This is a genomic window from Rhizobium sp. CB2179 (assembly GCF_057653455.1).
The window spans coordinates 2,826,800-2,851,158 of record NZ_CM172781.1; the positions used below are offsets into that span (position 1 = coordinate 2,826,800).

At 56.4% G+C, this 24,359-nt stretch carries 24 protein-coding genes; 13 read left to right on the top strand and 11 right to left on the bottom strand.

Annotated elements, in window-relative coordinates:
• Positions 1 to 299: 299 nt before the first annotated feature.
• Entirely contained in the window at positions 300 to 3,896 is a 3,597-nt protein-coding gene (locus AC244Q_RS14215; RefSeq protein ID WP_128406391.1) for a DEAD/DEAH box helicase, read from the bottom strand.
• A 10-nt stretch (positions 3,897 to 3,906) separates the two neighbouring features.
• Positions 3,907 to 5,115: a trypsin-like peptidase domain-containing protein gene (locus AC244Q_RS14220; protein WP_128406392.1), complete on the bottom strand. Its 1,209-nt coding sequence runs from the start codon at positions 5,113 to 5,115 to the stop codon at positions 3,907 to 3,909.
• A gap of 181 nt (positions 5,116 to 5,296) precedes the next feature.
• On the opposite strand from AC244Q_RS14220, the gene AC244Q_RS14225 reads away from it, so the two are divergent.
• Complete coding sequence (locus tag AC244Q_RS14225; protein WP_128406393.1) at positions 5,297 to 6,001, top strand: hypothetical protein; 705 nt, start codon at positions 5,297 to 5,299, stop codon at positions 5,999 to 6,001.
• Positions 5,988 to 6,851 carry a hypothetical protein gene (locus tag AC244Q_RS14230; protein ID WP_128406394.1) on the top strand — a complete coding sequence of 288 codons (864 nt, stop codon included), beginning with the start codon at positions 5,988 to 5,990 and terminating at the stop codon, positions 6,849 to 6,851. Before AC244Q_RS14225 ends, AC244Q_RS14230 begins: the two co-directional genes overlap by 14 nt.
• Before the next feature lie 156 nt (positions 6,852 to 7,007).
• On the opposite strand, the gene AC244Q_RS14235 is transcribed toward AC244Q_RS14230, so the two are convergent.
• Positions 7,008 to 7,928 carry a LysR family transcriptional regulator gene (locus AC244Q_RS14235; RefSeq protein WP_128406395.1) on the bottom strand — a complete coding sequence of 307 codons (921 nt, stop codon included), beginning with the start codon at positions 7,926 to 7,928 and terminating at the stop codon, positions 7,008 to 7,010.
• A gap of 98 nt (positions 7,929 to 8,026) precedes the next feature.
• On the opposite strand from AC244Q_RS14235, the gene AC244Q_RS14240 reads away from it, so the two are divergent.
• The 9 genes from AC244Q_RS14240 to AC244Q_RS14280 all read left to right on the top strand — a co-directional run bounded on the left by AC244Q_RS14240 (position 8,027) and on the right by AC244Q_RS14280 (position 15,215).
• Positions 8,027 to 8,662, top strand: a complete 636-nt coding sequence (locus tag AC244Q_RS14240) for an RraA family protein (protein ID WP_128406396.1) — start codon at positions 8,027 to 8,029, stop codon at positions 8,660 to 8,662.
• Positions 8,659 to 9,903, top strand: a complete 1,245-nt coding sequence (locus AC244Q_RS14245; RefSeq protein WP_128406397.1) for a pyridoxal phosphate-dependent aminotransferase — start codon at positions 8,659 to 8,661, stop codon at positions 9,901 to 9,903. Before AC244Q_RS14240 ends, AC244Q_RS14245 begins: the two co-directional genes overlap by 4 nt.
• A complete protein-coding gene (locus AC244Q_RS14250; protein ID WP_128406398.1) occupies positions 9,900 to 10,718 on the top strand; it encodes a transporter substrate-binding domain-containing protein in 819 nt (272 codons plus the stop codon). Before AC244Q_RS14245 ends, AC244Q_RS14250 begins: the two co-directional genes overlap by 4 nt.
• A 27-nt stretch (positions 10,719 to 10,745) precedes the next feature.
• A complete protein-coding gene (locus AC244Q_RS14255) occupies positions 10,746 to 11,288 on the top strand; it encodes an amino acid ABC transporter permease (RefSeq protein ID WP_206641073.1) in 543 nt (180 codons plus the stop codon).
• Complete coding sequence (locus AC244Q_RS14260; protein ID WP_206641074.1) at positions 11,258 to 11,446, top strand: hypothetical protein; 189 nt, start codon at positions 11,258 to 11,260, stop codon at positions 11,444 to 11,446. Before AC244Q_RS14255 ends, AC244Q_RS14260 begins: the two co-directional genes overlap by 31 nt.
• Entirely contained in the window at positions 11,439 to 12,134 is a 696-nt protein-coding gene (locus AC244Q_RS14265) for an amino acid ABC transporter permease (protein WP_128406399.1), read from the top strand. Before AC244Q_RS14260 ends, AC244Q_RS14265 begins: the two co-directional genes overlap by 8 nt.
• Entirely contained in the window at positions 12,131 to 12,859 is a 729-nt protein-coding gene (locus AC244Q_RS14270; protein WP_128406400.1) for an amino acid ABC transporter ATP-binding protein, read from the top strand. Before AC244Q_RS14265 ends, AC244Q_RS14270 begins: the two co-directional genes overlap by 4 nt.
• Positions 12,860 to 12,980: 121 nt before the next feature.
• Positions 12,981 to 13,277 carry a hypothetical protein gene (locus AC244Q_RS14275; protein WP_128406401.1) on the top strand — a complete coding sequence of 99 codons (297 nt, stop codon included), beginning with the start codon at positions 12,981 to 12,983 and terminating at the stop codon, positions 13,275 to 13,277.
• A 165-nt stretch (positions 13,278 to 13,442) separates the two neighbouring features.
• Positions 13,443 to 15,215, top strand: coding sequence for an RNA-directed DNA polymerase (locus AC244Q_RS14280; RefSeq protein WP_128406402.1), 1,773 nt, complete (start codon positions 13,443 to 13,445; stop codon positions 15,213 to 15,215).
• 57 nt (positions 15,216 to 15,272) lie between these two features.
• Here AC244Q_RS14280 and AC244Q_RS14285 read toward each other — a convergent pair whose 3' ends face one another.
• The gene (locus AC244Q_RS14285; RefSeq protein WP_128406403.1) at positions 15,273 to 15,749 is read right to left on the bottom strand and encodes a cupin domain-containing protein; all 477 of its coding nucleotides are present in this window, start codon (positions 15,747 to 15,749) and stop codon (positions 15,273 to 15,275) included.
• Between the two features lie 1,242 nt (positions 15,750 to 16,991).
• Here AC244Q_RS14285 and AC244Q_RS14290 point away from each other — a divergent pair.
• Both AC244Q_RS14290 and AC244Q_RS14295 read left to right on the top strand, forming a co-directional pair.
• Positions 16,992 to 17,285, top strand: coding sequence for a hypothetical protein (locus AC244Q_RS14290; RefSeq protein ID WP_128406404.1), 294 nt, complete (start codon positions 16,992 to 16,994; stop codon positions 17,283 to 17,285).
• Between the two features lie 382 nt (positions 17,286 to 17,667).
• Positions 17,668 to 18,072: a DoxX family protein gene (locus tag AC244Q_RS14295; protein ID WP_128406405.1), complete on the top strand. Its 405-nt coding sequence runs from the start codon at positions 17,668 to 17,670 to the stop codon at positions 18,070 to 18,072.
• Between the two features lie 62 nt (positions 18,073 to 18,134).
• Here AC244Q_RS14295 and AC244Q_RS14300 read toward each other — a convergent pair whose 3' ends face one another.
• The 7 genes from AC244Q_RS14300 to AC244Q_RS14330 all read right to left on the bottom strand — a co-directional run bounded on the left by AC244Q_RS14300 (position 18,135) and on the right by AC244Q_RS14330 (position 24,130).
• Positions 18,135 to 18,665, bottom strand: coding sequence for a cucumopine synthase-related protein (locus AC244Q_RS14300; protein ID WP_128406406.1), 531 nt, complete (start codon positions 18,663 to 18,665; stop codon positions 18,135 to 18,137).
• Between the two features lies 1 nt (position 18,666).
• Positions 18,667 to 19,083: a hypothetical protein gene (locus AC244Q_RS14305; protein WP_128406407.1), complete on the bottom strand. Its 417-nt coding sequence runs from the start codon at positions 19,081 to 19,083 to the stop codon at positions 18,667 to 18,669.
• A 47-nt stretch (positions 19,084 to 19,130) separates the two neighbouring features.
• Positions 19,131 to 19,910, bottom strand: coding sequence for an ABC transporter permease (locus AC244Q_RS14310; protein WP_128406408.1), 780 nt, complete (start codon positions 19,908 to 19,910; stop codon positions 19,131 to 19,133).
• A 12-nt stretch (positions 19,911 to 19,922) separates the two neighbouring features.
• Positions 19,923 to 20,762 carry an ABC transporter permease gene (locus tag AC244Q_RS14315; protein WP_164902306.1) on the bottom strand — a complete coding sequence of 280 codons (840 nt, stop codon included), beginning with the start codon at positions 20,760 to 20,762 and terminating at the stop codon, positions 19,923 to 19,925.
• Entirely contained in the window at positions 20,759 to 21,838 is a 1,080-nt protein-coding gene (locus tag AC244Q_RS14320) for an ABC transporter ATP-binding protein (RefSeq protein WP_128406410.1), read from the bottom strand. Before AC244Q_RS14320 ends, AC244Q_RS14315 begins: the two co-directional genes overlap by 4 nt.
• 57 nt (positions 21,839 to 21,895) lie before the next feature.
• Complete coding sequence (locus AC244Q_RS14325; protein WP_128406411.1) at positions 21,896 to 23,020, bottom strand: ABC transporter substrate-binding protein; 1,125 nt, start codon at positions 23,018 to 23,020, stop codon at positions 21,896 to 21,898.
• A 192-nt stretch (positions 23,021 to 23,212) separates the two neighbouring features.
• Complete coding sequence (locus AC244Q_RS14330) at positions 23,213 to 24,130, bottom strand: LysR family transcriptional regulator (RefSeq protein ID WP_128406412.1); 918 nt, start codon at positions 24,128 to 24,130, stop codon at positions 23,213 to 23,215.
• Between the last annotated feature and the right edge of the window lie 229 nt (positions 24,131 to 24,359).

Below are 24,359 nucleotides of genomic sequence, written 5' to 3' on the forward strand. Positions count from 1 at the left end.
CGCTCTACGGCAAGCGCAAGTCTTCAGAAGGCACGTCGAATACAGTCTTCGGAAACCAAAGGCTCGAAGTCACTGGTATTCAGAAATGCATATATTTGGCGCGCCCTAGCAGGAGGCCTTAGTACGAAGTCCCCAGCAGCATCTATAATTAACACCTAAATTACTCAATTGTAAATATACATTCACCTCTCGAATTTAGCTCTAAACCACCTCCTTAGAGTTGATGAATTAACTCCATCCGCTCTGCTTCTACTTGGCGGGATCGGGTTCTTCTCTCCTGAAATGTGACAAAAGCAGTCTCAAAGCAGTCGATCCAATGCCTGAAAGACCCCCGCGTTTTTCCAGTGTTCCCGGTTGCCGATCACGTACACTGCCTCCTTTGCTCGCGTCAGCGCGACGTTCAGCAAGTTTGGCCGCCCGCCCGCCCAACCGCGCGCACCTCGCTGTGTGGGTTCCGGCGCGCCCAGTACAAAGATGACAGCCTCGGCTTCGCGGCCCTGGACGGTGTGCACGGTTCCGACGCGCTCCCGGACCCAGCTGTAGGGGTCATCAACCCAACCGTCCAGGATGCCATCGCGGCGGAGCAAATCCCGCAGTCGATCCTGCACGACGACGAACGGTGTCACGATATAGATGTCCGGGGTACATCCTGTGTTTCTCAATCTTCGCAGGCTGTCGATGACCACCTCACCCTCGGCTTGGCACCACTTGTCCTGACCGCGACCCTCGACATGTATCCAGCGTGAAGGCCCGAGGCTGTCGCGGATCAGTGACTGTTTGGCGGGTTTCGCCTGCACCATCAGATTTTCGTAAGCGATGGAATTGGAGATCGTGAACATCGGATCGCCGCACCGACGATGCACAAGCAGGGGCACGCCGACTTCCCGGGTTCCGAACTTGGTCTCGAAAGTGCCAAAGTACTCCGTGGCATTGTCGGCGAGCGTCTGTGAAGACGCCGCCGGTGCATTGAAGGTCAGCGGTTCGATGCCGAACTTGAGGCAAATGGCGTCCGTCAGCTGATCGGGGAGTATGACGACCGGCTCGATCTGGATGGGGTCTCCTACGACCACCGCGCGTTTCGTTCGCATCAACGCACCGACGGCCGCCTGGGGGAGCGCCTGCCCGGCTTCGTCAACGAGTAGCCACCCGAATTCGCCTGGACCGACCTTTGCAAACATGCGGCCCACCGATGCGAACGTGGTGGATACAACAGGAACCACGAGAAACAGCGTCGACCAAATATCGGGTATGAGCGTGTCTCGTTCAGGGCTGCCCAGCGAACGTGTCCCGAAGCCGTCCATGAGAACATTGAGATTGTGCCGAATGGGCTTTGATGCCGCCGCCACGAAGGCCTTGTGAACTGCCATTGCAGCCTCAAAGAGGTCATTGCGAAGGCGAGCCGTCTCGACGTCCAACCAAGGGGATGTTTTATGACGTTCGCTATGACTTAGTTCGAAGAACGCGGGCGACAGAAACGTCCCTCCGAGTTCGAGCTCCATCGATCGTAAGACTTCGCGGTCACGACGCAATGCAGCGGCTACATTCTCATACGAGGCCTCCAGTTCCCGGTAGCTACCCAGAGCCTGCGAGTGAGCCGAGGCCTTGGACGACGCGTCGCGCTCCGCGCCCGCCAGCCGGGCTTTGGCACCGCTGAGCTCGGCCCTCAAAGCATCGCTCGACGTCTGCCAACCGCGCGCGGCTGCGTTATTGAGAACCCGGCTCAACAGTCCCGGGCGTCTCTCCAATTCGGCTTTGTAGCGACGGGCAACGGCATCCGCGTCGGCCGACGAACTCTCAAGAGCCACCTTCGCCTGATCGTTTGCTTCCGCCGCGACCTGGACAGCCGCCCGACCAAGCTGCAGGCGTTGTGGCAGGAGCTCGATTTCCGCCTGGTAATTGGCGATCGAAATTAACAGATCACTTGCCCTCTGAAGATTGGCAAGCCTCGCCTTCACCTCGCCGCTGACCTTGCGGAAGCGCGAGCGCGCCGTTTTCCAGCGTTTGACGGCCTCCTCGTGATCCGACGGCGGTCTTTCGGCCGCGATTATCTTTGGAATACGCTGCATCGTTGTGCCGTCTTCGGCCTTCTCGATGATCAGCTGGGGATTTCCGCTCGCCTCTTGGAAAAAGCGATGCATCCCCAACTCCTCGTCCCACCAGAATTTCTGACGGAACTCGCTGCGGTTCCTGGCATTGCCAAGCACTGCGGCGATCATTCCCCAGGTTTCCCGGCCCAAGACATTGTCGGAAACGGATTTGAAATAACCCGGGCTTGTCAATCCATCGGCTACCGCTTCAAGACCCGGCAACTCAGCACTGACGTTTTCGACCGCCTTGTTGTTCGAGGAAGCGATCACGATCTCGTAGCCCCTCAACGCTTCGTTGACGCGATAGAGATGAACGAAGGTCTGCCCTTTCTTGATACGCTGCCCCGAATTCTGGAAAGCCGATTCCGGATCGTCATAGCGGATCATCACTTCGGCCCGCCTCGTCACCACACCAGCTATGACATCCCGGAGCAGAGTAGTCTTGCCGGTTCCCGGAGGACCGTTGACGGCAAGAACGCCTTCATGCTCCAAATCGCGCAGCGCGAGGTTTACGGCGCATTGCTGAAGCAACGCCAGAGGATGCCGACCAGGGGCGGGCCACGACGCCGCCGGAAAATGTCGCGGCTGCAGCGCCTCGCCCAGCGCGGCCCGATCGCTCATCAGGTTTTTCCTATACCGCGGCTTGGCGATCTGGAGGTAGCGTTGAAGAGCATGCGGTGCATCGCCGTTTCTGACGAGGGTTCTTGCCTTGGCGAGGTCGCCCAGGAAGAAGGAATTGAGCAATACTGCCTCGGGCGGATCGGGAAATTTATAGTATTGGTACGAGCGCAGAACGACCGAAGGCGGTTTTGCAAACTTGGTTTCAAGACGTATGCGCCTGATCAGCCATTCATATGCCCCCGTGATCATATCGAGGGTGAGCGGTACCGGGTTGCCGTCTGCATCGCTCGCCGAGAGCTTTGCCAGAAGGCCCTCCAGTAGCCCTCGCTCTTCGTCCGGCCATCGCCTCAGGTCGCCAAGGTCGCCGGAAAGGGCGACTGGAACCGCCCACCCGAAACTGGAAATCGCAACCGCCTCGTTCTCAACCAGCTTTCCTTCACGGTCCACCATCACGGTGGCCAGAACGGCCTCGCCTGAAGCTGCGGGTCTCTCTGCCCTGGTGTCGGCGTAGGCCGCCAGCAGCGCTCCGACAGCTTCCTCCATGTCGACCGTCCCGAGTACGATCTGGTAGTAGAGCCTCTGATTGGGTCTGCTTCGTTCTCCGCCGTTTTCCCACGGAAGCGCCCTATCGACAATGCTCGCGACACGCAGCCGTTCCCCGCTGACCAGATCTTCGGGCCGCCGGAAAGTTGGCGGCGAAAGAACCTCCATCGCCGTCCAGGCTGAAAGGACGCTCTCGCCATCGTTAGTAATGCGATCATCGTCCCTCGGGATCCGGCGCTCAGCGGTCGCCGGCTGGGCATGCATTTCAGGTTCATACGGCTCCTTAATTCTCGATAATTGCTCACCAGCCTTCGCCGATGCATACGGATTAAGCTCGGTATTTCCTTTTCCAGCGGGTGGCACGGGTGTGAATACCGGAGCGGCTACAACTGCCTCGACCGAGGCTGGCGCAAGCTGGGCAGGAGTCTGCGGGCGTTCCGGCTTGGTGGCGGGAGCAGCCCGACCTTTTCGGGGCGAGGTTCCAAGGCTGCCAACAGCGCGGCTCAACAAGGCCTTCGCACGTTGGGTTTCCCGAAATTTGAGTTCAGCGACCAGAGTTTCCAGGAACCCTCGATCCGCGCGTTTTTCGTCGAACATGCGTTCGAGGTCGGCAATGCTTGAATTGAAATACGGCCTGCTTTTCATGGAGATCAGTCTACTTTACACCCAGTTCGACGCCCTTTGCGGTGCGCGGCTTTCCGAGTGAGTCCTTCAACCAGCATTCAGACTTCTTCGGAACATATGAGAAAGCCTTGCACGAATTGTCCCCGATACAAGCCGTGAAGCATTGGAGATAGTTGCTGTCGCGAAGCCTTTTGTAATCCCCACCCGGCAGGTCCATACCCGAATAGCTGGTGAAGTCGGACATCATGACGTCAGCGGCCCTGGTAGTGGAGTACGACGCGATGGCATCACCGTTTCTGATCAGCGCCACCACATTGTTCTTGAGGAAGCAGACGCCATACTTGGTGTTATAGGTTATCGCCTTGCACTGCCCCTCGCCTTCGCAGGCCGCGTGGCACTCGGCAAACGTCACGTCCTTGACAGCCCGGTAGTCGAAACCGATCGCATCGTACCCCCGAGCATCGATCAGCGACGCTGAAGCCGGCGCTGTCGGGAGGCTTGTCGGCATTTCCAAAGGCTTTGTCGCCGCCTCCACGTCTGGCTTCCCGTAGCAAAGGATCTGGAACACCGACGGTGTGATCTTGTCGGCCAAATCGGCGGTCGAGATGGGTGGCTGGTCCTTTTCCGCGTCGCCCGACTGGCTGACAATGCTCTGAGATTGCATGAAAAGTTCGGCGACGGAGGCGCGGATCGCAAAGTTCACATTCTGCGGTGTGATCCCGATCTCGTCCGCGGTCCGCTTGGAGAGCGTGGCACTTGTGATGCCCATCAGAAAACCAGACCGGTCGATAACAGGCCCGCCCGAATTACCCGGCTGGATGGGTGTGGAAATCTGTATGTACCGCGTATCGTTTCTTAGCCCGGCGAGCGCGTTCACGTTTCCGGTGCTGACCTTCACCGAGTCCGCCAGAAGCGATGCTAGCGGGTATCCGATAGCAACCAAGTCCTCGCCGAGTCTCGTGGGAGCACGCCGGAACACGATCGGCTTCAATGGCTCAGCGCCTGAAATCTTGAGCAAGGCGAGATCATTTGTGGCATCAACGCGGGGGTCTGAGGCATCCCCCTTCCCTTTGACCTCTATCCTCTGGCACCCTTCGACAACGTGGGCGTTGGTCAGCAGCCAACCATCGGCGGTAACTGCGAAACCGGTTCCTGAAGCGGTTGGGCTATCGGCAAGGCAATTGAAACCAAGGGATGCAGCGAAAAAGCTGGTGAAAAGAACTCGCGATACTGATGACATTGGATTTTCCCCGGACGCCGGACACTAGAACGTTCCTGATCAGGTACGCAACCCAGTATTGAACTTAGCGTTAAGTCACCACCAGATCCGTTCTATCTTGACCTACTTGCTTACCATTAAGAGAAGTATAGAGTGCAGTTTTGCAACTTCAGGCAACCAACGCGCTCCAGCGGGTTCAGCAATGGGCAATATCTTCAGAGACGACAAAGCTCCTTATGCGATCATATTCCTTATGGGCATCGTCGGATGGATGTTCAATGCCGCACTGGACTCGGCCAAAGACTTGCGGATAATCGAGGTTCGAACTGTCGCGGGCATGGATGGGCCGGCGAACACCGTGACATTCTATATCGCCAATAAGTCTATGGTCGCCGCGATCAATTCGGGCCGATTTTCATTTAGATGCCCCGTTCCTGCACCTGGCCAAGGCGTTGCGGGAGCGTCATGCCTCGCGTTGATGCCGAGCATAAACGCGAACGCGCAATATCTCGGAAGCAAGGGTTTCGGCGGCCTGCCCGTTCCTATTGATTCCAACACGGAGGGTGCCTCAGTCGAGGCTCTCGTCCCGCCTAAAAGCGAGGTTGGATTTAGATTCGGGTTGGCGAGCAAGGACGTGACGCTAGGCTTCAGCTATGTCTTGAACTCAGACGATCTCGAAGGTGACAAATCTAGCGCACAGGTGCGGATAATCACCCCGGAAACAGCTCAGCCCTCCGGCTGGCTCGGAAAGTTAGATCGCATCGCTCTCTTTGTGCTCGGGAATTATTTTACGGTTCTGGTGGCCGCGATGGGGCTCCTCGGCTTCCTTTTGGCTATCTATTTCGCGGTGTCCCTGGTCGTCGCGCTCTTCGGAACGAGGGAGGAGAAGACAGATGAAAAGGCGTAGTCACTTCACACTTTTCTGGCTGCTAGTCGCAGGCGCTGCCCTCACGGCGGGGACAGCCCGTGCGGATTTTCTCCTAATCAAAACAATATCCACTCAAGGGGCTCCTGTTTCAAGCGACGTTCAGATGAGCATCGACAACGCTGCATGGGCAAATATCGAAGGCGAAGCCACCAACGACGGAACCAAAGTCTTCATGTCAAAGTGTGACGCGTCGGTCCGCTTCAAGGCATTCAAACGAGACCGAATGGGCTTCTACACGAGAAGCAATCCCGACGACATCCGGTTCTGCCAGACGCCGGAAGTCGTATTCAACGACTATGTGCCGACAGCGGTAGGCCAAATGATCTCGCCTGGTTCTCTTGGGGACCCCAAGGCATGGGAATCCATCTTCGGGTCCGATAAGGAGACCGCGACCAAATACGCGGACGCGTTTCGGATCGCTATCGACAAGGGGGATTACGGCTTCATTGCTATAGCTACCACCGAACTTGCTGCAAGCCTGAGAAAAGCTGGCTCGGAAAAAGCGGCGTACCCATTCGAAGTCATCTCCATGCAGTCCACATTAAACGGGGTTCTGCAGGCACAAGGTCTCCATCCGGACGACTACACCGTACTTGACCCAACACCTGGTTCGTCCCGCTTGGCACTTACCCCCAAGGCCCAGGACCAGCTCATAGAATACCAGAAGACGCTCGGGATACCCGCCACTTCTAAGGAACTTGGAAAGACCGGTTGGTCGACGATGAAAAGCCTGCCTGGCGGCCAAGACGTTAAAGCCGTCGAATGGAAGCTCCCTACACAGGCAGCCACACATTTTGATCAATCGGTATTCGCACCGCCGCAGATGTGACAATCACTCGAGACTGTAGCGGCATCTACTAGGGCAGTTGATTCCGGCTGCCTGTGAACATCCTGTATCATTCTTCGCAGTTCAGCGATCTACCGTTGGCATCTAGGAACATTAAACGAAGTATATTGCTCGCGCCTTGGCTCGTGCTACGAGACTTCAAGCGGCCACGTTCGATCCCACCGAGATTTCGAAACTCTGCGAGTAGTCACAGACGGAAGAGATGATTTCTGCTGCTTTGCCGATAACGCCGTCTTCCACGCCACCCCGCATGTAGATGCGGTATGCTACAGGCTCTAGCGGTACCTCGGTCGTGACTTTTCTAAGCAAGCCCGAGGAAAACATCGAACTAAAGCACGCGTAGGGGAGAACGGCCAGACCCATACCGGCAACCGTCATCCCCACTTGGGCCACCAAACTGTCCACGTAGACATATTCCCGGGGGCGAAACCCCAGGTCCGCCATCCAGGACTCAAACGCTGGGATAACCCCGACGGGACCATGACTAAGAAGGCATTGCCCGGAGAGGTCCTTTCCACTGTGGGAAACTCCAGAAAGAAGCAACCTCGGACTGCAGGAGAGCGCGAACTCGACGGTGTCTCCCCTGATGGACGTCAAATCGCCCTCGCCCGTGAACGCCGCGCAAACAATCAGGTCCAACTCACCGGAGCGGAGTTGCCCGCGCAGTGCCGCCGAATGCCCGACGGTCAGGGTGGTAACAACATGCGGCATTTGGATGCGCATCTTCTCTACCATTTTCGCAATCCAGGTCTGAGCCGCCAACTCCGTCACGCCGACTGCGAGCTGCATGGGGGCCGCGCTCGCGTTGCCGCGAAGCTCGTCGACATAGGACAACTGCTGCCAAATCTTCTCGCAGATACCGTATAGCTCGTTACCTTTCTGGGTGAGCTTAACCGACCGCCCCTCCGGCTCGAAAACTTTAAACCCCACCAATGCCTCAAGCTCCTGCAATCGTTTGGAGATTGTCGGCTGGGCAGCGTGGAGCCGTCTCGCGGCTCGCGACAGCGTGCCAAGCCGTACTGTCCAGACCAAGGCTTCAATTTGGCGAGTTGTGATCATTTAAACCCATTACCATTTTCTATAGGTTAAGGTGAAATATAATCGCTTTTTTTATGCCGATATTTGTCTAATGTTCAAAAAAAGGCATAGGAGCGGTGATGTCCCCCGAGGTTTTTGATCAGCTATCGGCAATTTCGACAACGCTGATGAGCGACACCCTCGACCGCCTGAACGGCATCAACGGCCTAAAAAGGTTCGACAACGGCGGACGATTGGTGGGAACCGCCCTCACCGTCAAGACGCGCCCCGGCGACAATCTTGCAATCTACAGGGCTTTGAGCTTTGCCTCCCCCGGGCAAATCCTTGTGGTTGACGGCGGTGGGGCGATGGACAACGCGCTCGTTGGCGGTCTCCTACTCGACTACGCGCTTCAACGGAAGGTCCGCGGGTTCGTTATCGATGGCGCAATACGCGACCTAGCGGAGTTCGAAGCGCGTACCGATTTCGGCTGCTTCGCCCGTGGAGTGGTCCATAAGGGTCCTTATAAAGATGGACCGGGCCGCATCAACGTCCCGGTCTCGATCGGGGGTCAGGTGGTTGCGGACGGAGACATCATCGTCGGCGATGAAGACGGACTGCTTACATTCTCCGCCACAGTCATAGATGACGTCTTGAGAAATTCCAAAGAGCGTGAAGCAGCCGAAGCCCGCATCCGCGAGGAGATTCTCACCGGCACGGTCGAGCAGTCGTGGATTACCGCGATGATGAAAACAGTCGGAGATCGCGTACGATGAATGCGAACACTGGCCTCGGAAAGAACCCCATCGCGCACCGGATGACCTCTGTTCAACCTTCCGCGAGCATGGCAGCCCTTGCGGACATTGGAAGGCTTCGCAGCGAAGGACGTGACATCATATCCCTGACCGTGGGCGAACCTGACTTTGCGCCGCCGCAGGCTGTGATTGAAGCGATGCAGGATGCGCTCAGACGCGGCCAGACAGGCTACAAAGTCGTCAATCGACCGTTGGTTGACGCCATTCGCCATCGCTTCCATGCTAACAACCAGTTGGCCTACGACGACGCGCAAATATCGGTTGGGACCGGGCTAAAGCAGATTATCTTCGCGGCCTTTTGCGCGACTCTCAACGAAGGTGACGAAGTCGTGATTCCGGCTCCCTACTGGGTATCTTATCCCGATATAGCGAAGCTATATGGTGGCGTCCCGATTGAGGTTCCATGCACGGAGGACCTTCGGTTCAAATTGACACCTGGCGTTCTGAGGGAGCGCATAACGGAACGGACCAGGTGGCTCGTGCTGAATTCGCCGAACAATCCCACGGGCGCAGTGTATTCTCGGAAAGAGCTGAGTGAACTGGGCGAAGTGCTCCGTGACTATTCGGACTGTCTGATCCTCTCCGATGAGATATATGAGCACTTCATCTTTGGTGATACGCAGTTTACCGCTTTCGCTCAGGCCAACCCCGATTTGTTGGATCGGACACTAACCGCGAACGGCGTGTCGAAAGCCTATGCCCTCGCCGGCATGAGACTTGGATATGCTGCGGGACCGAGCTGGCTCATCAAAGCCATCAACAGCATTATTTCACAGGATACGAGTTGCGCGGGCACCATTAGCCAAGCAGGCGCACTTGCAGCCCTTACTGGCGATCAATCCGCGTTGGAGCGTAATCGCGCCGTCTACGAAGCGCGCAGCAAGCGCCTCGTCCAAGCACTGAACGCGATACCGGGGTTCGACTGCGTCGAGCCTCAGGGAGCCTTCTACGTCTTCCCGTCGGTTGCGGGACTGTTGGGCGCGACATGCCCGGATGGCACGATATTGGAAACCGACACCGATGTGGCAGCTTACTTCGTGCAAGCAGCTCACGTCGCCACGATGCCGGGTTCGGCATACGGGCTTTCTCCATATCTGCGTATGTCGTTCGCGACATCCGACAGTTTGATCGATCGCGCATGTCAGCAAATCGCCAGCGCCGTCCAGAGATTGACGTTGGCCAATAAAGGGGAACCAGCATGAAAATCTACGCTACGCTTTTCGCTTCAGTCGCTGCGCTTGCCACCGCGGGACATTCCACTGCATTCGCCGACAAGTTGGAAGACGTCGTTAAAAGCGGCACGCTGGTATGCGGCGTGATCACTGGCGCTAAGCCGTTTGGATTTCAGGATACGGCGACGCGGGAACTCGTCGGCTATGACATCGACTTCTGCAAAGGAGTAGCCGGCAAAATGGGGCTGCAGGCTCGGGTCACCCCGGTCTCAGTGGAAGGACGAATTCCGGAATTGCGTCAGGGCAGCATTGACGTGCTGGTAGCCGCATTGGGATATACCAAGGAGCGAGCCGAACAAATCGACTATTCCGACGCCTACTACGTCAGCAGGCAAATCGTGATCGTTGACGAAGGGTCTGGCATCCAGAAACTTGATGGCCTCTCAGGGAAAAAGATCAGCACAGCAAAAGGATCGAGCTCGGAGCAGTACCTCCGGCAGTCTGTGCCCGGCGTCGAGCTCATGAGTTACCAAGATATTCCGAGTGCATTTCTGGCCTTCGTACAGAATAAAGTTGATGGCATGGCATTGACCGACGTCGCGGCCCTCCAGTTCAAGGAGAAGTCCCCGAAGAAATTCGAGATCGTTCCCGATCCGCTCAAGATCGAACCCTGGGGCCTCGGAATAGCAAAAGGCGAAACGGCGCTTACCGCGAAGGTAAACGATTCCTTGAAGGCCCTCGAGACCTCAGGCGAGGCGGACTCCATATACAAGAAATGGTTCGGCGCGGCTGGTATAACCCGGACATTCACCATTGCGCCGGTTACCAAGTATCTGGCCCATTGAATTCATCGACGGTGCAATGGGATCACGATGCTAGATTTTTCGGCGGTGCTCCGTCCACCCTATTGGACATGGTTGCTTGAAGGCATCGGTGTGACCGTGGCCCTCTTCGGGTTGGCGTGGGTCATAGCTCTGGTCCTCGCCATCATCATCGTCGTCTTACGCATGGCACCCTTGCCAGGTGTCAAATGGATCGCCGCGGGCTACGTAGAAGTTTGTCGCAACATACCTCTGCTGGTGCAGGTGCTGTTTTGGTACTTTGCCATGCCAATGCTCTTGCCCGAAGCCGCCCAGCAATGGATCAATCGCTGGAATAGCGAATTCGTATTGGCCGCGCTGGCTTTGGGATTCTGTATCGGAGCCTATTTCTCAGAAGCTCTCAGGAGCGGGATCCGAGCTATTCCGAAAACGCAGTTCGAGACAGGGCGGGCGATCGGGTTCAGTTTCCTCCAGACCATGGCATACATCATCCTGCCTCAGGCGTTTCGGGCAACTATCCCGCCGCTATTGAACAGCACACTGTTGCTTTCAAGAATACTTCGGTGGCCATGGCAATCGGTGTGCACGATCTGATGTACCAAGCCCGTGCGATCGAAAACGACACTTTTCAAACCTTCCAGATCTTTGCTGTCGCGACGGTGATCTATCTCGCCGGATCGACACTGCTCATGGTGCTGGGAAATCATTTCGAAGGAATCGCAAAACGGGACCGGAGAAGCGCGAATGCTTGAGATCATCAGAGAATACGGGCTGCTTTTCCTGATCGGCCAATACCCTCACGGCCCTATAGGGGGTCTGGCAGGAACACTTGGTCTCGCAATAATGTGCCTTGCTCTGGCGCTCCCGTGCTCCGTGTTGATCGCGGTGGCGCGGATCAGCCAGAAACCGTACTGGCGGTGGCTGAGCGGTTCGGTCGTCTACATTATGCGCGGGACGCCGTTTCTGATGATCGTGTTTTGGTCCTATTATCTCTTGCCCATACTGACCGGGCATGCCGTAAATCCCTTCTGGGTAATGGTGGTGGCGCTGGTGCTCTATGAAAGCGCCTATCTCGCAGAGGTTATCCGGGCTGGAATCCAAGCTCTACCGCACGGCCAGTTCGAAGGTGCGAAGGCGCTCGGCTTCCCAAAGACGAAGACGATGGTTCTCATCATCCTACCGCAGGCCCTCTACAATTCATTTCCCGCATTGCTAAGTCAATTCGTCTCGATCATCAAAGAGACCTCGTTGGGCCTCGTCATCGGCGTCCAGGAATTTACCTTCGCGGCCAGCCAGGCCAACGCGTCGCTTATGGTACAGCCCGTGGAGGTATTCAGCATCTTGGGCATCACATTCTTCATTCTATGCTTTGCCTTCACGTCGGCAGCGCGTCTGCTCGAGCGGCGGATCGGAAAGTCACGCGGAGTAGCGGCAGCATGATAGTCCTCGATAGAGTGAACAAGCACTTCGGGCCGCTCCACGTCCTGAAAAATGTCTCCGGTGAATTTCGAAAAGGCGAAGTGACCATCCTTTGCGGCCCCTCGGGGTCGGGGAAAAGCACACTGATCAGAACGATCAACCGCCTAGAGGAAATCAATGACGGTACGATTCACGTTCAAGGCCGCAACATCCATGAGCGGGGGCTCGATGTAGATCGTTTCAGAATGAACCTCGGCTTCGTTTTCCAACAGTTTAATCTATTCCCTCACCTTACCGTTCTGGACAACATCACTCTCGCACCAAGGAAGCTGAAGAAAGTTCCTCGTTCGGTGGCTGAGGATCAGGCCGCCTCGCTCCTCCGGCGTGTGGGCCTTGCGGGAAAAGAGAAAGCCTATCCTGAACAGATTTCCGGTGGCCAGGCGCAGCGGGTTGCGATCGCCAGATGTCTGGCAATGAATCCAGAGATAATGCTTTTTGACGAACCGACCAGCGCGCTCGACCCGGAGATGGTGTCCGAGGTGCTGAGCGTCATATCCCAGTTGGCAGCAGAAGGTATGACCATGGTTTGCGTCACGCACGAGATGGGCTTCGCCAAGGCGGTGGCTGACAGCATCTGGTTCCTGGAAAACGGACAGGTCCACGGACAGTATCAGTGTCGCGATTTTTTTGAAGAAGACAATGACGCGCGTATCAGGTTGTTTCTAAGTCACGTCAACCGCCAGTGAGGACCTAGTCGGCATATTTGGCCGTGTCTGCCGCAAAGTGGCATGAAAGGCGCGGAGGCTTTTCGCTCAGGGAACTATGTCGGCGGGAAGCAATTCGTCAGAATTCCGTGGAGGGACAACGGTGACCCGACAGAGCAATAAATCACGCGCTCGATATTCCGAACAGCCTTGGGCCGAAGCGGCAAACCCACCTGCCCGTTTCGTTGATCTAGCGGACCCGCTGACGGCAATCTCAGTTGAAGCCCATGCTTGCCTGCGGTTCATCGACCGCGGCAATGTCGACGTGCAGGCTCTCAGAGAACTTATCACAAACCTGATCAATCATTCTCGTCGCGCCCAAAGTGTATTTGAGGCCTTGCAGTCCGGCAATTCGTTGCGGACGGACGAAGATGAACGAAATCTCGACGCTCAGGTTTGAGGTCGAAATGCAAGTCGCGGCCTTCTCGCTTTCTCACAGGTCTGGAACCACAACTCGGCCGGGGCGGCTTTGCGGTAGGTGATTTTTGTGAACAAAGGCCTGATGAACCTCCACCGCCCAGACTTCAGTCTTTTTAAAACATAATCTGGGCTGTACCGTCGCAAAATGACAACCCCGCAAGCCGAACTCTTCGTGAAGGTCGGAATTCTCCCTGAGAACATTCCGCCAGTATTCACAACTAAAAACCTGTGGCAGCATTTTGCCGCCTTGGGCACCTCCTATGGCATCGGCAAAAAAGCCGAAGGCGAACACGCTCTGTACAACGCCAGCAAGCGTGGCGGCCAGCGTCGCGTCTTCGGGATGCCGCATCCGGCTTTCATACGAGACGCCGGTCTGTTTTACGAGAAGCATTGGGAGAGTTTGGCTCCGCTGCTGCTAAAGTCTCCAGGATCTGCTTCGACACCCACCCTAACGGCATCCGGCATCCGGCATGTTCGGATTACGCCCCACTCCGACCTGCCACAAATCAGGCTTCGCGCATTTTCCCGGTACAAGTTTTGTTTGGTGACAGACGTCGCCCGCTTTTACCCTTCGGTTTACACCCATAGCTTACCTTGGGCGATCAGTGGCAAGCAACAGGCCAAAGCCGCGACCAAGCCCGGCGCGACTGCGGTTCTCGGTGATAAGCTCGATTACATTCTCCGAAACTCCCAGTCTCGTCAGACGATCGGCATTCCAGTCGGGCCCGACGTCTCGAAAGTCGCAGCAGAACTGCTGATGGTCGCCGTGGACGAAAATTTTCTCGACCGATATGCGGGGACCAATCCCCCGGCATATGTGCGCCACGTCGATGATTATTGGATCGCCGGAAACACCCGGGAGGAATGCGAGAAGCATCTTCAAAACCTTCGTCTGGCGCTCCGCGGTTTTGAACTCGACATTAACGAGAGCAAGACAAAAATTGTATCAACCAGGCTCGTGTTCGCTGATAACTGGCCATTCGAATTTGACCGTGAACTCATTGATAGCCTTCGCGTGGGCGTGGATAGGCGAAAGAACGAGACGCTGTCTATCTTGAGTAAAATTATAGAAGAGACCTCGGAATCCGGTGATGACGGGATTATCCGTCATGCAATCCGTGTACTCGACGAAGAGAAATTGTGGGGTTCGAACTGGGAACTTCTCGAGCATTTCCTCGCTCAGTGTGCGGTACAGTTTCCGCACTCCTTCGACTACGTTGCTCGCGTCATTGCCTGGCGGTCAAGATTGTGGTTCAGCACGGTGGATCAAAAGCTTTGGCAAGACGTGGCGCTTCTCACAATTGATCAGAACGCGGTGATCGGGAGAGACTCCGAGGTCGTTTGGGCGCTTTGGTTGCTTAAGGAACTAAAGGTTTCAATCCCTCGAAAAACTTCGGACTCGATCTTGCTCAACTCTGGGCCACTGCCGCTGGCACTGTTGGCACACATGAGCGCTAACAAGCTCACTGCTGACAAGCGCTTGAAAACAAAGCTTCGCGCTAAGGTTCCGGGGAACCCAATTGCGGGGTCGTTTTGGCCGTTGACCTTGGAACTCGTTCATCTCGGCTACGGCGATCCCAGCTGGTTGGCGGAAGCGGACCTTCCCTCATCACTCATGGCTCTTCATGCCGCCGGCGCGAGCATCATCGAGTGGAAGGCGCTTCCGAAGGTCTTCGAAGAAAAAGACGAACCCGCAGAGGACTGGAAGCCGGGATACGCAATCGAGGATTATGGGGCCGACTACGGTGCCGACGATGACGAGGAAGAGGAGGACTACTTGACGCACCAGTCCGATTTAACCACTTCCCTCCCCGGCATCGGAAGCGCCTCTGTTGTGAACCCACTTGAGTTGTTGGGTTTGGAGCCTGTAAAAACCGCGGGCAATGGCAGCGAAGACGACAAGCCTTGGCCTTGGTGAACAACCACCCGGTACCTTACGGTCGCGATGTGATCGACGGCCCTGGGTTGATTATGGCTAAACAAAAATACCAACCGCTTCGTTGTCCGAGGAAGGAGCTATCCAGTAGCCATAGCGTTCTGCCGTTGCCAGAAACGCCCCGATATCTTGTGGCGTAGGCGGAGTTCGGCCTGCTGCCGGCCTTCCGATCTCTTGGAGGAAGTCCCCCATGCGAGCGGTTGTCACAATAAGCATTTTCGCCTGCCGAGCGGACACATTCCGCCATGCGTGAATAGTGTTGGCTGGCACATCAAAAACATCGCCGGCACCGAGCGGGTGCCACGAAACCCCTGAGTACCCCTCAATGGCACCTTCAAGAACATAAAAGGTCTCGCGGTCGTTGTGACAGTGCAGCGGAATTGCGATCCCTGGGTCTAGCACACCGAGGAGGACAGCATATCCGCTGTGTTCATCGTCTGCGACGGTGAGTGGTTTTACCTTCGGACCGAAAACATCAATCCATCCGGGCTGATTTTCAAATTTCGTCTCACTCATGCTTGCATCCTCAAAATCCTGCGATCGCCGTCGGCCGTCATATGACGCAGCACATCACGAGCTAGGGGTCGATATCAGCGTCCTTTTTGAGACGGTTGGGGGAAGCTGGCAATCATACGGCAGTATGAGATTGCCAGGCTTCCTTAACCTCCGGAGCGAACGATCTGCCCCCAAGGATGCCGGAAGCGCTTGGAGTCAACGGAAGGTGAATCGATCCGCGTCCTTTAGTAGGCAACTACCAGTGCAGCCACGAAATCTTCGACTGGACCACAGATCGGGAAGCGGTTCGCCGCTTTCATCGTGGCAACAACGACCCGGCCGCCGATCCGGTTTGCTCATATGTGTTTCCCTCCCCACCAAGGACGGCCAGCTCATCACGGCGACCCGCGATTTCGTCTTGAAGATTGCGTTTCTCGATCGCGGCCTCTACGTCGATGATATCCCCGACAGGCTTTTGTGGGGTCAGCCTAGACGGCCATTATCGCGAGCTTGGAGACTGACGATGAAAACCATCTATCTCGAATAGTCGGATGCCGAGGGCGTTTCCTTCATCCTTCGCACGAGCGGCTTGTGGCCGTTCGAGTTTCAGGAGATCAACGCGGCTTTCGTGGCGGCGGGATATGTTGGCCATGGAGCTTCCCACTTCGTGAGCACGACGCAGCCGAATCCGGGCGGGCCGCATGCGATCACCGACGCGCTCGAGGCAATCGGCTACAAGGTTGAGCATCAGAGATAGACGGCCGAGGCCGTCGCCCGCGGTCGGTATTTGAATCCGTCGATAAGATCGAGCCGTTTCGCAGCGATCCAACCCACGGAGGAATTGCCGCAATCCGCGCCAAATGGATCGCGGGGAAGATCAGCGACGAGGAGGAAATTGCGTCAGTCCAAGCCATGCTGGACGAATTCGATGGGAGGAAGTCCCATTGAACATCGTGGAAATGTCATGGAGGCAACTCGGAAGCAGCTACGGCCTCACGATTTATGGCCTGTCGAGCCCAATGCGCCCCTCGCCACGTGGCAAGCCGTAGGGCAGCTCTATCCAGTCAGCACCAAGACAGCCAGTGTGCCGCCTTCACTGCTCATGATCGCGGCCGACCTGCAATTTGCCTGAGAGCCGAGGCCGGGATGGAACCGGTTTATCAGCATCCTGCTGGAGGGGCTTTGGTTTCGGCGGCTTTGTCATGGAACCATCACATCAGCAGGTACTTAAACTGCCGTCTACCGGTGAAATGAGTCCACGCAATGAAAGATGTGTACCAGCCGATTTACAAATGGCGCGAGACTTGGCCAGGAGAAGGACATCAGGATTTCACCGGCTTCGACGGCGAACAGCCGTTCGGCCGCATCCAGTTTGACCAAGCGAGCCACGGCAAGATGGGTACGTGGAAGTGGAACATCACCCACATTCCTTGGGTGCGAGAGCATATCTCGCCCCACAACGGATGGGAGGCAATGTCCCGCGAGGCATGCCGCAGGGTCGAGGAGCACTACGAAAAATTGTTGGAATTGCATGGTCGGCCAAAACGTGGTCGATAACGCCGGCATCCACATTCCAGGAGATGCTTAGGCGGAAGCGCGAGGCGGCCGAGCGTGGAATATCGCTCAAGGATCACTGGGTTGATTTTCTAAGACCTTGTTGACCGTCCTCGAGAGGGACACGGCGAAATCTAGGGATGAGACGTCGAGGTCGGGAATCATCCTTCTCGTCACCCACCTAATCGCAAAGATTGGGAACGCTATCGTCGATCCCGGTCTGCCTGCCACACGGGCCAAGCACGCGAAGAGCCCCGCGGCATTCCTCGCCTATACGAGCGTATGATTTCCGCCAGCGCATGACCGTGCAACTTACGGCCAAGCCTCAGAAGCTGCCTAGTTGTCTTCCTGTTTTTGAGACAACGCCTAGTTCGGGAAAGTCCAAATGGAAGTCAAGCTGTCGCAAATCCAACCGTACCTTCTCAGCGCACTTCGGATCGCCTTGGGGCTAGTTATCCTCTCCTTCGGGATCGGAAAGATTTTCCACTTTCATCCCGGACCGTTCTCTCCTCCGCCGGGATCACTTGACTGGATTGCGGGAGTAATCGAGTTGACCGCGGGAGGACTCTTTCTTGTAGGGCTACTCACGCGGATCTCCGCGTTCCTTCTCAGTGGCCAAATGGCATTCGCGTATCTTCTGGTCCACCTGCCAGTCAGTTTTTACCCAACGGAAAACGACGGATATGCGGCAGCGGTTTTCTCGTTCGTGTTCCTTTACTTCGTCGCGGCCGGTCCCGGACCGCTCAGCATCGACAAACTGACGCGTCCTGCCTTACGAAAAAGCATGTAACCCAGTGGCATCGCAAAGACGCCGATTGACTTCGGCGTCTTGTTGTCGATGCGGATTCGCCCTCAGACGATTGCGGCGAGCGCCTTGACTTCCTCCGGAGACCTATGCGGAAAGGCCACGCCGAGCTTCCACGGGAACATCAGATGAATCCACTGATGGAGCTTGATTATATAGGTGTGCATAGACCCCGTCAGATCGCGATACTCTTCCTTGGTGGTCACCAAGCCGAGCGCCTGGTTATACTTCTCGCCCAACTCGTGCATCCCCGTGAGACCGAGGTCTTCCATGAACTCGAAGATGTGGAACGTCCCGAACAGGAACTCCCGCGTGATGGTCACCATCTGCTCCAGGCCGATGTTGTCGTGCAACGACGTTTTCTGAAAGCGGAAGACGATGTCCTGGCTCACGATCATAAGGTAGGCCTCCAGGTGGACCAGGACGCTGAACACCTGCTTGCCTGAACCAGCGCCGCTGTCGATGACGCCGGCTACGACCTTGCGGAGTTCTGGTGGCTCATCGAGCCAAATGCGGTCAATATTGCTTTCGATTTCGGCGATGACGGCGCGCCAATCAGTCACTTCGACGTTCTTCATCTTACCACTCCTGGATATTGACTTCGACGATATGGCGCACCGGATTGGCGACGGTGTCACTCCAAACGCGGCTGCCGAGTTCGCGAAGCGCGTCGAGATCTTCCGGGATAACCTCGGCGAACTGATTGACTGTCGCGCTTTCGGTGATCTCGCCGTAGCAGAGATTGATCTTCTGGCTCGGCTGATAGAAGAACACCGAACCGAACACACGTGGCACCATGACGCCCGGTCCGTCGTAGCGGATTCGTGTTACCGCTCCGACCGTCTGTCCCGATACGACGACGTGCGAAAACAAGGCTTTAGTCGGAAACGCTGCCTTCAGCGTTTCAATGATCCTCGGGTTGCTCTCGAGCCAGCGGGCTTTAACCGCGAAGTCGTATCGAGGCATGTGAAAGCTTATTCCATTGCCGTTGGGCATGGGTTCTCCTTTGCTGTGGTGGATGTGGTTTGGGTAGGCGGGAGGGGCTACATGGCCTTGAACTGCTTCACGCCCATCGCCCGGCTAACGAGCAATATGAAAGGGACGGCTATCAGAAACATGATGATCCCGTACGCGGCAGCCAACGAGTCGTACTCGTTTGCCATGTAGGTAAACAGCTTCGTCGCGAACAGTTGGTTGTTCGTGCTCCCGAGGAAGGTGCTTATCGAGGCGTCGTTGAAGACAGCGACAATCGCCATGACGGCCGCGACTACGGTGCCCCGACTTACGGCCCGCATCGTCGTTTCCATGAAAGCTCTGGTGCGGGTCATTCCAAAAACCCTTGCAGCGTTCTCGACGTCGGTGTTGACGTGTTGGAGCGAGCCCACAAAAGCTCGGTACATCAAGGGGAAAGCTACGGTCAGGTAGGCAATAAAGAGGATCGTCAGCGATCCGAGCAGTCCGGTAGAGGCAGCCATCACCAGCATCGCGAAAGCCATGACGCTGTGCGGAATGAAGATCGGCAAGACAGCGAGGAAATTCACAGGCTTCAGCCACCTGGCCTTGCCTCGCGTCACGGCAACAGCCAACAGCATGGCAAGGACGCCGGAGACCGCCATCACGGTCACGCTGATGAACACCGAGCGGAGTGCCGCCATCAAGTAGTCGGTACGTGACAGTGCCTCGCTAAACCACTGGGTGCTGAAGCCCGTGATCGGATAAGGCACGACGTTCTCGTTGACGGATGCCAGCGCCAGGAGGACCACAGGGAGGCAGATGAGAACGATGATGAAATAGGTGACGATGCGGCTTGCGATCTTCTCCATATTGGCACCCTCCTAAACGATGTTTCTGCGAGCCATCCAGTACTGGATGGTCAGGATGATGCCGCCGCTGATGAGAAGCAGTATAACGGAAAGGCTGGCGGCCAGTGGCCAGTTCGCTCCCGATACACCCGAGGAAGACTGGAAGATCTGCGTGGAAATCATGTTGACCTTCCCGCGACCGAGAAGCATCGGAACTTCAAAAGCCGCGATGCTCGGCGGCAGCGTGAAGACGATGCAGGTCATGATGCCGGGCATCGACAGCGGTAAATGGACGTGACGGAGACGTTGCCACCTGTTGGCACCGAAGCAGGCCGCTGCCTCGTTGTAGTAGTGGGGAATCTGCTCGAACTGCGAAAGCAGTACGAGGATCGTGATGGGCAGCGCCGTATAGACCAGACCGATGACTACCGCCAACTCGGTACCCATGAAGATCATCGGACTATCAGCGAGACCAGAAGCCTGTAGCAACTCGTTCAGCGGGCCTGCGGGAGCGAGTATGATCGATAGAGCGAATATCTTCACGATAAAGCTGACCATGTAGACCGACAGGATGATCGATACAATCATGTCCTTGCGGCGCTCATTACGAGAAATGTGAGAGGCGGTCAGGAAGCCAAGGGCAATGCATATAGCCGTCGAGACAACACCGAGATAAATGCTTCGCCATATGGACCGGTACGCAAACGGGGTATTGAAGACAGACAGATAATTCGTCACCGTCGGAGGAAGTCCGTAAAGGAATCTCGGATTTGTCGATGAAAGACTGACGAATATCACCCAGATTACGCTCACGCAGAAGAGCGCGACGAGCGGCAGTACTGGTACGGCCAACAGAGAAGCTTTGTTTTTCACCTGACAGTTCCTCGTGATACGGAGCGCAACACTCTGATGTCCCGGTATTCGACGGACGCCCGAACCTTGTCCCCCAACCCTACCCGCAGGTCCTCGTTGGCGCGGGTCGTACAGAGGGCAGTCAAGTTGAACTCCGGTATTTCCAGCGCGATCCTGTACTGGTCACCGCGGTAGACCACCGAGACAACTTCGGCGTCCAAGGGCATGGAATTCTCCGACTGCGCACCATTAAGCGTGACATCCTCGGGCCTGATCAAAAGGCTGTCCCCGCCGGAGAGAGAATTCGGTGGCAAGTTCGTGGACAGGAGAGTGGCGAAGCCGTCGGAAAAGTTCGAGATCGGCCACACGTTTGCTTCGCCGAGCGTTTTTGCAGTCACAGCGAACTGGGGCTGGCGATAGAGCCGACCTGGCGTATCAATTTCGATGATAGAGCCGCCGTCCATGACGGCGATCCTGTTCGACATCGACAGGGCTTCCGCACGGTCGTGGGTCACGTACAGAACCGATAGCTTGAGCTTGCGCTGGAGGTTCATCAGCTCGACGCACATGCTCTCGCGGAGCTGAGCATCCAGATTTGACAGCGGTTCATCCAGCAGCATCACATCCGGCTCTGTCACGATGGCGCGAGCCAGCCCAACGCGCTGCTGCTGCCCCCCGCTCAGTTCCTTTGGATGCTTGTATTTGAAGTCCTGAAGACCGATGAGATCGAGGACGGCCTCGACCCTCGTCTTGAGCTCGGCCGGCGGCACTTCGCGCTTCATCTTCAGGCCGAAGCCCACATTGTCGAACACGTTCAAATGCGGAAACAAAGCATAGTTTTGAAACACCATCGAGATGTTCCGTTTCTCAGGCCCAATCCGGGTAACATCTGTCCCGTTGATGGATATCGACCCGGAAGACACGTTGAGTAGCCCTGCCAAAAGCTTGAGGGTCGTCGTCTTGCCGCAGCCGCTCTGTCCCAGAAGGGAGACAAACTCACCCTTGCCGATCTGCAGGTCGAGGTGGTCAATCCCGCCGCGCCCGCTCCCGTCGTATTTGAAGGATACGTCCTTCAGTTCCACCTGTAAGTCAGACATGCATTCCTCATCAAACTGTCGCGCGTCCGCTAACCGCGCGAACGCGCGGTCGACTTCTCAGTTTTCGACAGAGGCTAGAAATGCCTGCCCGAGGTCGGCTGCGAGAGGGGTTATCTTCTCCCACGGCAGCTGCATGATCTTTGCGACGTTTTCCTCGCCTTGCACGACCTGCGTCTCTACGCTGGCGTCGACCTTGGTCTTGGAATTGACAGGACTGTAGTAGCCGCACTCCGCGAAGGACTTTTGAAAATCCTCATCCAACATGGCGTCGATCAGCTTGTGCGCCCAGTAGCTGTTCTTTGTCTTGGTCACCCCAGCTTCGGTAGTGATGAGATACGCCCCCTCCTTGGGAGCCGCCCATTTGATGTTCAGCTTGTAGCGTTTCGCCATTGCAATGGCGACGTTCTGCGGCCCGACGGTCAGAGAACTGCGCGGATCGTCCACAAACGAAGACTGCATAGCGCCGGACGACGGCAGTACTGTTCCGAGCTTAGGCTTGAGCTTATCCCGCACCAGTTCGAGTGTCTTATCATAGTCAGTCAGTTTGGTCGGCCAATCGCCGTTTGCGGCCTTCGCCATAATGGCGAGCCAGGCGACAGTGTTTTGGCTGTCTGGCATTCGGACGTTTACGATGCCAGGCGTGCCTTCAGAGGCAAGATCAAACCATGAAGTGGGCGGTGCCTTCCAGAGGTCGCCGTTATACACCAGGCCAGTGGGGTTATAGGTAAAGACGACCGAATACCGGTCATTTCCGTCCACGCCGATGTTGGCCAATGGTTTGTAAATGTCCGGAAGGTTCGTCAGAGCGGCGGCATCGATGCTGGAAAGAATACCATAATCGTGCGCAGCCTTCATATCAGACTGCCCTGCCACGAAGACGTCTATCTCCGGGCTGTCCCCCTCCGCCTGAAGCTTCGCAAGAGGAGGCTGCGTCGTCACGAGATTGAGGGTGATCCCGGTAGAGCTTTCGAAAGCCGGTACCAGTGTTTTCTTGATGCAGGACTCGAAGAGACCCGAAAATACGTTCATTGTCAGGGCATTAGGCTTGGACGGTTCTTGTGCCGAAGCTTGGGACACGGTGGCAGTAGCCAACATCAACGCCCACAACGGCGCTGTCGACTTCGTTATCGAATGAGACTTGTGACCCAGGTTTTTCGACGTACCAGTGGCTTGTACAGACATTTCGTTCACCTCAGTTTTATTGTTATGAGGGCAGCTTAGTAAGCAATGAAGGGCTTGGCCAATTCAGATTTCTGCCTATCCTATGCCAAACGGGAATGTGTCGGATCGACAGTCGCGCAGCCGCGAACATCCCCGATGAGGGACTAGGCACCAGCCGTATTCGAGCTGCTGTCTACGACGCGACCAGCCACATCAGCCGGGCAAGGTACCGGGAGCTTGGAGGCGGCGCAGCCACGTGGAAGCCACGGCCTCGATGGCCTGCAGGAATTCCGTAACAAGATAAGAATTGCGCAGCGTCGAGCTGGATATCACCCGGTAGTCCCAATATATTTCGGGGGAAAAGCGGGTCCACGCGATGGGCGAATGCGCATCGATCAGCGCGAAAGGATGAACGACAGAAATGCCGACCCCGACACCGACCAACTCTACCAAGGTTGGAGTGGTCGTGACGATAGCGCGAGGATAAACCTTCACACCAACCTCGCGGAGAAGCCGATCGACGCGGGACTGCATAGGGCTGTCGCTTTCGAAGCCTACGTAATCGTGATTGAGAAGGTCTCCGGGTTCAACGACCTCCCGCCCTGCAAGCGGATGACCGGCAGGCATGATACAAATCATGGCAGCCTTCGCGATGTTAACGCCGCCGCCGGAGATGAGGTCGTGGACAATCGCGAGATCTAGCCGGCCGGAGCTAACCCAGTTCTTGAGGATTTCGGAATCCTTGACGACGACGTTCAGGTCGAAGTCTTGGTGTTCCCGCGCGATGTAGGCGAAAACGTCCGCGAAAAAACGTGACCCCAGCAGAGGCGGCATTCCAATCCTGATGGTCCGTCTGGATGTGCGGGAGACGGACTCCATGAGCCGATAAATACTGTTGGCCTGATCGAAAAGGGCATGAACGTCCTCGTACATGATGATCGCAGTCGCGGTGGGCGATATTCCTCGCCCGTCGCGGACAAACAACTCAGCTCCGACAGAAGCTTCGAGCGTCTGGATGTACTTGCTGACGGAGGGCTGGGACAAATTGAGCAGGCGCGCAGCGCCGGTCATCGACCCTGTTTTCATGACAGCGTGGAATACTTCGATCAGGTAAAGGTTCCTGAATTTCACCTAGCCTCCACGCTCTGCTTCAACATAGAAACAGCTTTTCGTCGCTTTAGGGGCGAACGTATTTCTGAACGTCGGTTGCCAACCTGACTTCAATAGCGTGAGATTACAATGCCTAGAGAGCACAGGTCCGTCGGTTTGTTTCAGTGGCGTGTGCCGATGCGACCGGCAGGCGATCATTGACGGATCGCCACCTATACGCGGGGATGATCGACAGCGAACACGTGTCGGC

Coding starts and splice junctions, on each gene's coding strand:
- AC244Q_RS14215 (WP_128406391.1), bottom strand. CDS start 3,896: ATGAAAAGCAGGCCGTATTTCAATTCAAGCATTGCCGACCTCGAACGC.
- AC244Q_RS14220 (WP_128406392.1), bottom strand. CDS start 5,115: ATGTCATCAGTATCGCGAGTTCTTTTCACCAGCTTTTTCGCTGCATCC.
- AC244Q_RS14225 (WP_128406393.1), top strand. CDS start 5,297: ATGGGCAATATCTTCAGAGACGACAAAGCTCCTTATGCGATCATATTC.
- AC244Q_RS14230 (WP_128406394.1), top strand. CDS start 5,988: ATGAAAAGGCGTAGTCACTTCACACTTTTCTGGCTGCTAGTCGCAGGC.
- AC244Q_RS14235 (WP_128406395.1), bottom strand. CDS start 7,928: ATGATCACAACTCGCCAAATTGAAGCCTTGGTCTGGACAGTACGGCTT.
- AC244Q_RS14240 (WP_128406396.1), top strand. CDS start 8,027: ATGTCCCCCGAGGTTTTTGATCAGCTATCGGCAATTTCGACAACGCTG.
- AC244Q_RS14245 (WP_128406397.1), top strand. CDS start 8,659: ATGAATGCGAACACTGGCCTCGGAAAGAACCCCATCGCGCACCGGATG.
- AC244Q_RS14250 (WP_128406398.1), top strand. CDS start 9,900: ATGAAAATCTACGCTACGCTTTTCGCTTCAGTCGCTGCGCTTGCCACC.
- AC244Q_RS14255 (WP_206641073.1), top strand. CDS start 10,746: ATGCTAGATTTTTCGGCGGTGCTCCGTCCACCCTATTGGACATGGTTG.
- AC244Q_RS14265 (WP_128406399.1), top strand. CDS start 11,439: ATGCTTGAGATCATCAGAGAATACGGGCTGCTTTTCCTGATCGGCCAA.
- AC244Q_RS14270 (WP_128406400.1), top strand. CDS start 12,131: ATGATAGTCCTCGATAGAGTGAACAAGCACTTCGGGCCGCTCCACGTC.
- AC244Q_RS14280 (WP_128406402.1), top strand. CDS start 13,443: ATGACAACCCCGCAAGCCGAACTCTTCGTGAAGGTCGGAATTCTCCCT.
- AC244Q_RS14285 (WP_128406403.1), bottom strand. CDS start 15,749: ATGAGTGAGACGAAATTTGAAAATCAGCCCGGATGGATTGATGTTTTC.
- AC244Q_RS14290 (WP_128406404.1), top strand. CDS start 16,992: ATGAAAGATGTGTACCAGCCGATTTACAAATGGCGCGAGACTTGGCCA.
- AC244Q_RS14295 (WP_128406405.1), top strand. CDS start 17,668: ATGGAAGTCAAGCTGTCGCAAATCCAACCGTACCTTCTCAGCGCACTT.
- AC244Q_RS14300 (WP_128406406.1), bottom strand. CDS start 18,665: ATGAAGAACGTCGAAGTGACTGATTGGCGCGCCGTCATCGCCGAAATC.
- AC244Q_RS14305 (WP_128406407.1), bottom strand. CDS start 19,083: ATGCCCAACGGCAATGGAATAAGCTTTCACATGCCTCGATACGACTTC.
- AC244Q_RS14310 (WP_128406408.1), bottom strand. CDS start 19,910: ATGGAGAAGATCGCAAGCCGCATCGTCACCTATTTCATCATCGTTCTC.
- AC244Q_RS14320 (WP_128406410.1), bottom strand. CDS start 21,838: ATGTCTGACTTACAGGTGGAACTGAAGGACGTATCCTTCAAATACGAC.
- AC244Q_RS14325 (WP_128406411.1), bottom strand. CDS start 23,020: ATGTCTGTACAAGCCACTGGTACGTCGAAAAACCTGGGTCACAAGTCT.